Source organism: Paenilisteria portnoyi, from assembly GCF_014322795.1.
Taxonomy (GTDB): Bacteria; Bacillota; Bacilli; order Lactobacillales; family Listeriaceae; genus Listeria_A; species Listeria_A portnoyi.
The window spans coordinates 1-9,798 of the sequence record NZ_JAASTT010000033.1; the positions used below are offsets into that span (position 1 = coordinate 1).

Sequence of the window (9,798 nt, forward strand, 5' to 3'; positions counted from 1 at the left end):
GAATTCGGTCGTTGTTGTTAATCCGCCTGTTTCTTTTTGCATCGCTGCGAAACCGTCTTGACGACTTTCTAGCAAACTCTGAAGTTCTTTGAAAATCATCGTGATACTTTCTGTGTCATGACCGTATGCGTTGACGTTTGGTTTATAGCCTGCGAAACGTAGCATTGGATTATCGGTCAAAATGATGTCGATTTGTGGATTGACTATCATCACGTCGAGTAGTATTACCATCGTTGACTCCATTAATTCGATGCGATCGCTCATCACGAGTGTATTTTGATTTTCTTTGTAGTGTAATGGAATCGGTTCGACGTTTTCAAAATCAACAGCAAACGGTATTTGGCCTGCTGCGAGCATGTTTTGCGTCGATTTCCATGATACGAAATCTTGGAATGGGAGCACTTCTGGAACCATCGGAATCGGAAGTGGGCGCTCGCCAGACCATGCGTCGGACATTTCTTTCGCCTCTTGCTGAATCGCGCTGATGATTTGTAGCGTGTCCTCGCCTTTGTTTGGAAGCGCTGTTTGGAATACGGCGATATCGTCCTGTTTCACCAAGCCGCGACCTGGTAATTCCTCGCTCGTTAAATCGGTGCGCCCGATGATACTTCTCGCGTCGGATGCTTCGATTAAGTAAAGCGGGATTTGCGTTTTAATATTGGAAAGCAATGGTGTGCGCATCGCATTTTGCTGTCCAGCACTGATGACGAGATTAATCCCGACGCCGGCACCTTCCCGCGCGATTTGCGTCATAATCTTCTCGAATCCTTCTTGGAACGGCGATTCTTTGACTGGATCGAAATTATCAATAATAATCACGACATTCGGCAAAATTTCTCCACTCGCTTTTTCGTACATATCAAGATTCGCGACACCAAACTGACTTAATTTACGTTTACGCATTTTTAACTCGCGATCGAAGCGACGAACGAATTTTCCTATTTTCTCTTCTTCGTCAAGCATAATCGTGTCGGCGACGTGTGGCAATTCGCGCAACGGTAAGAGACCATTGGTTCCGAAATCGAGCAGGTAAATGTACAGGTGCTCCGGATTATGCGCGCGTGCCAAGTCCATCACGACGGTTTGCAGGAAGGTTGACTTTCCGTAACCAGGACTTGAATAAACCGCGATGTGACCGTCTTTTGACAAGTTTACTTCGACGGGACGCTGATCTTGCATTTCAGGAATATCCATAAAACCAATAATCGGCGCGAGTTCGGATTTCTCTTTTTGCCATGCTTCTTTATAATCAATTGGATGCAGCTCTGGCAAGAAAATCATGTCTTCCAAAGGCGGCAACCACGGACGCGGCAACATCGCGATATTAGCTTCCTCCGTATAATCGTGAATATAATCAATCACCGCATCAAGCTCTGACGGCACTTTCGAAATATCCTCTTTATCGCCCAAGCCACTTAAATCTTCCGTCAAAATGTCATACTGACCGAGGTCGTTAATCGCGTAAATCGTCGTGTCCACTTGCTCCTGATCGTCTTTATCCGGCACGTAATCCGCGCCACTCCAAGCACTCTGGAACAATTCGTAAATCTCGTTATTCCCGACTTGCAAATACGAACGACCGGGTAGTGTAATTTCCGCAGCGTCTGGTGTTTTCAAAATTTCATTGGAATCCGACGCGTTTTGTACTTTCAGCGCCAGTTTGAATTTCGAGTTCGACCAGATTTGGTCATCCACAACACCACTTGGTTTTTGCGTGGCGAGAATCAGATGGATACCGAGGGAACGCCCGATACGCGCTGTCGAAACTAGCTCTTTCATGAATTCCGGTTGCTCACTTTTTAGCTCGGCAAACTCATCGGAAATCAGGAATAAATGCGGCATCGCTTCTGATGCTTCGCCTAATTTGTATAATTTTTGATATTGGTTAATATGGTTGACATCGTGCTCGCCAAATAGACGTTGACGCTTTTGCAATTCGGCTTTAATCGAAGCAAGTGCACGCATACTTTGCGCGCCGTCCAAGTTCGTGATTGTACCGAGCAAATGTGGCAAGTTTCGGAACAGATTCGCCATGCCGCCGCCCTTGTAATCGATCAGCAGGAACGCGACTTCATACGGGTGGAAATTCACGGCAAGCGAGATAATGTACGATTGAATAATCTCCGACTTACCAGAACCCGTCGTACCCGCGACCAAACCATGCGGGCCATGTGCTTTTTCATGCAAATTCAGGTTAACAATATCGTCTTTCCCACGCAAACCAAGCGGAACCGCCAAGCTTTTATACGTCTCATTTTTCTCCCAACGCGCGCTAATGCCAAGCTCTTCCACGCGGTCGACACCGTACATTTCCAAAAATGTCACCGATTCCGGAATCGAATTTTTCAGATTCTGCAAGTGATTAAGCGGCGCCAACGCACGACTCACACTCTCTTTATCGAAATCAGCAGGGAAATGATCCAGCGTAAAGCCACGATTCACAAGCTCGCCTTGCTCCAAAATCACATTCCCGTTCTTCGCGTCCCGAATATCAATAACCGTTTTCACATGCTCCGGCAAACTCTGCATCACGTCCTGCACGAACACAAGCGAAACCCCGTACTCACTCGGATCCTCATTGAAAAACTCCATTACCGTGTGATCCATTATCATTTTCTCATCCGTCACAAGCACCACATAATGCGGCGAAAAGTACATCTGCTCCGACTTGTTGCCCTTTTCATCCAAAGCCAACTTGCGCTCCTTCAAAATTTGGTACAACGAGTTCAAAACCTGGTCCCGCGAACGCTCATGGTACACAAAGCCACGCACATTAATATCGCGCAAACTCGCGTGTGGCAACCAACGCATCCAGTCCCACTGTTCCTTTTCCTCTTCCGGAAATACCGTAATAAACTGCAAATCATAGTAGCTGTGGAATAACGCCGTCTGCATCACCATCAACTGCAACTGCTCAATCACAAGCTCGCGATGGCCAATATAACCAACCGGCCCGTTCATCAAATCCGTCCCCATCGGCACATCCTTCACCGAATAATACTGCGACTTCAACTCCTTCGCGCTCTCCACCAACTCATCCTTGTCCTGCGTAAACTCCTCCTCTTGGAATTCCACATTGAACGACGTATTCTCCTCCCCAGTACCAACCCGATACTGCAAAAAGTCATGGTGGAACATCGTCTTCTCATAAATCCGCGAATCAACAGAAAGCGCCATATCGCGAATTTCCGTCACCGTTGGAAAATGATAATGTAGCGAATGCGCCTGTTCCTCCGCCGCAGCGTGAAGTTCCGACGTCTTGTCTTTCAAATAACGACGATAGCTCGCGTCACGTTCCTTCATATCCACCTTGTATTTTTTGCGATTTTTCACATACGTAATCACCGAGAAAATCACCGTCGCGCCCGTCATCCCAAGCGTCATAATCACGAAAATCGGATTCGGACGTAAAAACATCATCACAATCGACATCGCAATCATAATCAGCGGCGGAATCAGAATTTTCATCAATTCCTCACTTGGTTTCGAAGGCTTGCCCGGCGGTTTCGCAATCGTCAAATTCGACTCCGGCGCACGATAAATAATTCGCGGCGACCGGTGGTAATCCGGATAATCCGCACTAAAAGCATTGTCCGGCGCCACCAGCTGTGCAAGCGTCGCATGAACCCGACCATCTCCCGCGACAACCTCGATGTCCTCCTTACCAACCCGAATCGTCACGCCGTCAAAATACAGCTGATCCCCAGCCGCTAATTGGCATTCTGATTCCACACGATAATAGTTATGGTAAACAATTCCACCATACACATTCAATTTAAATGTCGCGCCAAGCTCCTCACGAATAAACAACAAATCCGCCGTCGTGCCTGCAATCACCACATCATTAAAATCCTTCTCACCAAACGTAATCGAATATTTCGTCGTCGTATCAAAAACCTGCGACGCCACATCCTCCGTCAAATAAAACTGGATTTTCTCCCCATCAGACGTCTCCAAATTCAGACGCTCATTCAATTCCAGCGGCAAATCACCCAAAAACCATTGCCCCGAGTCCTCATTCCAGACCACCTGCAACGAATCCGCCAAATTCTCATAAGTCACCGTATGCTGCAAGTCCCCACCAATCGTAACCTCTTTTTTCGAATCTAACTGGCATTTATGCAGCTGATTGCCATAACTAATCGTTAGCAGTTGCTTCTCCATCTTACTCTACCCCCGATGTTGCTTGCGCTTTGTCTTGTTCTTTTTGAGTGGCTTCCTCTTTTGCAGCCTCTTCTTTCGTCTTCGCTTCATCCTCTTTTATCTTCTTAATTTTCTCATTGATTGCTTCTTGTTTCGCACTTCTCGTCGATGCACTCATTTCCGTATCCGTATCCAATTTCTCAATCTGTCTCGCCAAATTATATACCTGCAAGTCATTATCTTTCATCGTAAGCGCAATATCATTAGCCTTCGTAAGTTCTGCCTTCCCATCATAAATCCAATACAACAAATAATCCTCTGGCGATTTCAGCGTCGTGTTTTGCAGTACCGTCTTCTTCTGAACATCACTCAACTTCGCGCTTTCCACATACGACTTCGCCAATTCATACTTGCTTGCTTGCGGTAATTTCGTCGGCTCCACATCGCGCAACGTATCTGTCACTTTACCATAATCATTCGCGATAAAAGCCTCATTCGCACTGAGCAACGTCTCCTGAAACGGCACTTTCACAAAGGCAAAATAAGCAACTGGAACTGCCAGTACAAGTGTCGCAATAATAAATCCAATCGTAAGCCCTTTAAATAAACGATAATTCTTCCGCTGTACCAATGTCATTTTCCGATCCACAGCCGCTTTTTCCTTCGTATAACCTTCCGCCAAAATCTCCTCAATCGCCTCTAAATCCTTCGCCTCAATAACACTCCGCTCAAAACTCGTGCCTTTCGCATTAACTAGCGACCCCGAAATCAACTCATCAAACGAGTACTTTTTCGAAAAAAGCGCCACAATCAAACATTTATATTGCTTCAAAAACTTCTCTTCCGTCATCGTGTACGGCGGCAAAACATCACGAATCCCACGATACACCAAATACGGCATCTGATTCACATCAAAAACCACGTTGTCCGGATGTAAGAAAAACGTGAATCGCGTCTTCAATAACTCCGAGAACCGCGCCACATTACCGACCGCGCGCAATTTTTCATTCCGATCAAGCTGCGCCAACTCATCCCAAGTTGTTTTCCCCGCCGTATCGAACTGGAACGACAATGCATCCCCCCTATCCTCAAAAGAAACCGGGACAAACAACGGCGAGCGTTCCTTAAGTAAAGCCAACTGACGCACATCCTTCATCCGCGTTTGTGACTTTGAAAAAGCTACCTGCCAAACCGTCCCATCTATTTGAAAATTATATTCCAACGCATCTACCATTATTTTCTTCGTTATCATTTGTCTCAAATCTCCCTTTTATAAAATTTCAATGATATCCCCGTCCGTAATTTGAAAATCGGTCAATTTATCATCATCTGTCAACAATAGTTCCTTGTTTGCCACCTTAATCGCACAATGCGAAATATTTGGCTGTGATAACTTCAACGTCTCCACCAAGTTCAACAACAACGCCTTCACCGGCTGGTGCTTCGGGATTCGTAAATCATGAATCCGTCCGCCCCATTTCGTAAAATTAATCGTGACATTAATATGCGTATCCTGTGCCATCTCTATCTACCTCTTTCTATTCCCATACTTTTCGAACGACCATGTAAAGCATCGCGCCTACAGCTAAAACGATACTTGATAATACCCACCATATCGTATCGCTCTTTTTTGCCGGCATATTTCGTCCTAGTGTCGATGCCTCACTCTGCTTCACGGCTCCCTCTTGCTCTGTAAAAACAGAAGCTTTCATCGTCTCCACAGAATTATCTTTTTGTGACTCACCAGTAAATAGCGAGGCCTTCACATCATCCATTTGTTTTTTTTCAAACGCCTTGATTTCCTTCGCACTTTTCTCAGCTTCAGGCGTGAACAGCGTAATTCCCAATTTCTCAAGCTCCGTTTGTTCTGTATCCGCCTCTGTTTTCTTCTCATCTGACGGTTTAGTCACTCGGCCTACTTGCATTTCCATTTTCCCATCATTACCCAGATACGAATCTTCACTATCTGCCGCCAAGACTACACCTGGAATTGCGAACAGCGGTATCATCAGAACCCAAACAATCGCAGAAATCCCAATTTTTTTACGCTTCATCATCATTTCCTCCTGCTCGTTTACTCCGATGCCAAACGAATAAATTCACGGTTACACCAACAATGGCCACACCAATCAAACAATACATCAGAACAAGCCAATTGTCCGCTCGACTCATAAAGCCATTCAACAAGTTTTCCATATATTGTAGCGGCGACAACGAACGAATCGTAGCCAACATCGAATCCTGCTCAATTTTCAAGCCAACCGCCTCTGTTAAGAACAAGTAAAGCGCTAGAATGACGAGTAGTAAGAACATCCCAATCATCCGCAATTGCCGTAACAAGTAGGTCGCAATCGTTACGAAAACGAGCATCATTAAAATAATAATTCCCATCCAAGATACGAAAATAACGCCCTTCATATCCAAGAAGTAAGCAGATATAGCCCCGATAATCGCACCCTCAATCAATGCAATTCCAACCGTCATCAACGTAATCGGTGTATTTTGATACGCCAACGCCATCTCTTCCTCAAAATCATCCTCTTGCTTCCGTTTTCGTTCCTGCGCCGCAATCACATAACCCGTAAACAAAGCCACGATAAAACAAACTAGCACAATCAAGTACGGCGTAAACGTATCCCCTGCTGCAATCGTCTCTCCTTTTACCTTCTCGACTGGATTACTCAAGAAACGATATAAATTATCATTATCGCGATCACCAACACGGCTGTTCTCCATCATACTCGCAAAATTAGAAGCAAACTCCTGATCTGTTCCTAACTTATTCGCCATATTTGCTGATAATTTCTGTGCTTGTGTCACGATTCCCAAACCGCTATTTTGAATATTTTTCGCCTGTTTATCAATGGCGTCAAATGTTTTGTATACATTATCTGCTGAGTTCAGATTTGTTTTCGAAGAATCAGCTAACGCTTTACTTTGTGAAAGTAATCCTCCGAATTCACTGCCTAAAGAAAGCGTCGCCGATTTTTCATCGCCACTGTTCGTTAGTACAACTCCGCCTTTATCTAGCAAATCCAGACTAGCCTTACGCCACGCCTCTACATTTTCAAGCATTTTGGCAACACTCGCATTCATCGTTGCAGCTTGTGTTGTTGTTTCCGTCAAACGCTCAGATAGCATATCCGCATTTTCTTTTGTGACTGCAATCCGTGTTTGCGATTCATCCACTTGTTGTTGGAACGTCTCCAAATCACGGTGAATAAAATTCGTCACATTGTCTGTAATCAGCGAGACCATCATTGCGATTCGGTCTTCAATATTGAACTGGTAGTAGTAAGAATTCTTTTTCCCCGCTGCATATTCCGTCAATGTCTTCCCATCTAAATCAAGCGGTGTCACTCTCGCATCAATGCCGTAATACGTCTTAAATAGTTCCGAAAGCTTATAATATGGTTTTACGTATGCAGCCACATTGTCTGCCAGCTCCGTCGTTCCTTTATCGACGCCCTCAATAGTCTCACGCACTGAATCCATCGCATCATTGCGCTCTTTCGTCGTGATGATGTACTCGGGTCCAAGCTCTATTTGCTCACTCTTGTCCTCGACTTCAATCATGACTGGTGGATCAGGTGGATTTAACGGATCTTCTGGATCTTCTGCTTCCATCCTCGTCTCCGTATTTCTCATATCAATCTTAATCGGAGCAAACAAGTCAAAATCAGCGAGCGCATCTGCTTTCATGTAAAGATCAACATTTAGCTTCAAGCCCAGCGCTGTATCCGTGCCATCTGGATTGGTTTCACTCGGATCGATTTCCACCGTCCATTCCCGCTTCTCCTCATCATACGTCGTTACGTTCCTTACATAACTCCCATCCGCTTTCGTAAGTCTAACCGACTGAACCGCCTGACTACTAGGTACATCAAAACCATCCGGCTCTTTGAAAACGAGTTTTTGTATGTTCTCATCTACCTTCGATTGTTCTATCTGAAATTCCTGATTAAAATTATAAATATAGTACGCGCCATCACTTGTTAATCTTAATTTTTCAGCAATTTTCTCTTGTTTTAACTTATCGATAGCATCCTCAACTACCGTATATTTTGGAAAATCTTTTTTCTTTTCCAGCAAACCATCAGACCAATCACCTGAATTACTGCTAATATATTTTCTAGCAAGCTCAATGACATTACGCAGCTCCTTGTAAACCTCTCTCTCCTCCGCAGTAGCATCATCCTCTAACAAGCGCGCATCATAATTCGGTATCTCTCTCATCACTCTTTGCATTTCCTCATTAAATCGATTATTTAGCGTCTTATCCGTCAAATCATCTAATGTTATCGTCCGATCCCCGTCATCCGAAATATATTTCAGTAAATCCCCTTCGACGCTGCCTCGCAAACTTTCACCCATTTTGGTCGTCACTTCTGTGTTTATCATGGCAACTTGCTCATTCACAGTATCCAAATATTTTTGCACGTTATCCACCTGCGTCGATAGTGTCCGCTCCTCCTCTAACTTCTGAAACTGCTTGAAAATCGCGTCATTAGAGGTTTTCAAATTAGACAATTGCTCCGAGACGTCCGCCGTTGACATCGCTGCATCATTTCCCGCCATCTGCTCTGCAAAAGATTTCGATACAAGCGCATTCGTTTCCTGATTCTTTGCAAGCTTCTCTAAAGATTGGAAATACGTCTCATTGACTTTCGTTCCTTCCGCAAGCCCTGTCCCAAAACCTTTCAGTACATCTTGCAATCCTTTAAAACTATCCTTGGACATACCAGTATAATCCTGTACTGTTTTAAATTGCTGCGTATAGTTCGATAAAGGAGAATTCACATTCGCATTGTATACCGAACCATACGTTTCCTCCTTGTCGACCAGTTTTTTTATACTATCTTGTGCCCCGTGAAGGTTCGTCAAGATACTCGCAAAATATACTTCAATAATCTCACTATTAAAATCTTCTAGCACTTTCGCCGCCGCGCGCTCCGCCTCTGCAGTCACGTCTTTATTTCCCGTCTCACTAATGCGGTAAGAAATTTTGACCTTCTCTGGATTAGCAAGCGTCATCGACATCGCCGCTTTCGAAAAATCTTGCGGGATAAAAATAATCATGTCGTACACCCGGTTTTTCAAGCCGTTTTCAGCGAAGCCACGAGTAGGCGTTGCCCATTTATGATCCATCTGATTCACAATCTTCTTTGAAAATTTATCGCCAAAATCAATTTTCTCACCATCATCCATCGTAAACCCTTGGTCTTCATTGACGAGCGCAATGGACATTTTTTTCGTTTTCTGTCCATCTTCATTTTTCGCCGTCGTTTGTTCCAACGCCAAATACGACGTCCCTGCCGAAAGAAGCAAAGCCAGCACGAAAAAAGCCAACACACTCCACTTTATTTTTTTCACTTGTATCCACTCCCGTTGTTTTTTATATGTAAGAAGTCTCCCAACTTCGAATTTCCAAATTTAACGTTTACTAACAGGCTGAGACTCGCTAAAGTCCCAGCCACCCATTACTTCTTAGTTCAAGCCGAAATTACGCGATAGGTTCGCATCGTTTTCTTCCACTGCATTTGCTGTTTTCGCTAATTGTTGCTCGATTTGGTGCATCAAGTTAGAGAAATCCGTTACTTTTGGTTTCAATTGCTGGAATTGATCATCAAATTTACGGAATGCTTCCCCTTCCCA

Annotated in this window: 6 protein-coding genes; all 6 read right to left on the reverse strand. The window is 44.5% G+C overall.

Features of this window, described 5'->3' with window-relative positions; all coding sequences use genetic code 11:
• Positions 1-4,164, reverse strand: a 4,164-nt coding sequence (essC, locus tag HCJ66_RS15650; RefSeq protein ID WP_187133983.1) for a type VII secretion protein EssC, incomplete at its 3' end; no start/stop codon positions are given.
• A 1-nt stretch (position 4,165) separates the two neighbouring features.
• Entirely contained in the window at positions 4,166-5,395 is a 1,230-nt protein-coding gene (gene essB, locus HCJ66_RS15655; protein ID WP_187133984.1) for a type VII secretion protein EssB, read from the reverse strand.
• Between the two features lie 18 nt (positions 5,396-5,413).
• Complete coding sequence (locus tag HCJ66_RS15660) at positions 5,414-5,665, reverse strand: EsaB/YukD family protein (protein WP_181675952.1); 252 nt, start codon at positions 5,663-5,665, stop codon at positions 5,414-5,416.
• Positions 5,666-5,681: 16 nt separating this feature from the next.
• A complete protein-coding gene (essA, locus tag HCJ66_RS15665; protein ID WP_187133985.1) occupies positions 5,682-6,197 on the reverse strand; it encodes a type VII secretion protein EssA in 516 nt (171 codons plus the stop codon).
• Positions 6,187-9,516, reverse strand: coding sequence for a type VII secretion protein EsaA (gene esaA, locus HCJ66_RS15670; protein ID WP_187133986.1), 3,330 nt, complete (start codon positions 9,514-9,516; stop codon positions 6,187-6,189). The genes essA and esaA overlap by 11 nt, the downstream gene beginning before the upstream one ends.
• Before the next feature lie 114 nt (positions 9,517-9,630).
• On the reverse strand, positions 9,631-9,798 hold a 168-nt coding region (locus HCJ66_RS15675), incomplete at its 5' end, for a WXG100 family type VII secretion target (protein ID WP_187133987.1).

Excerpts from the sequence above, each read along its gene's own strand:
- essB (WP_187133984.1), bottom strand. The coding sequence starts at position 5,395 with ATGATAACGAAGAAAATAATGGTAGATGCGTTGGAATATAATTTTCAA.
- HCJ66_RS15660 (WP_181675952.1), bottom strand. The coding sequence starts at position 5,665 with ATGGCACAGGATACGCATATTAATGTCACGATTAATTTTACGAAATGG.
- essA (WP_187133985.1), bottom strand. The coding sequence starts at position 6,197 with ATGAAGCGTAAAAAAATTGGGATTTCTGCGATTGTTTGGGTTCTGATG.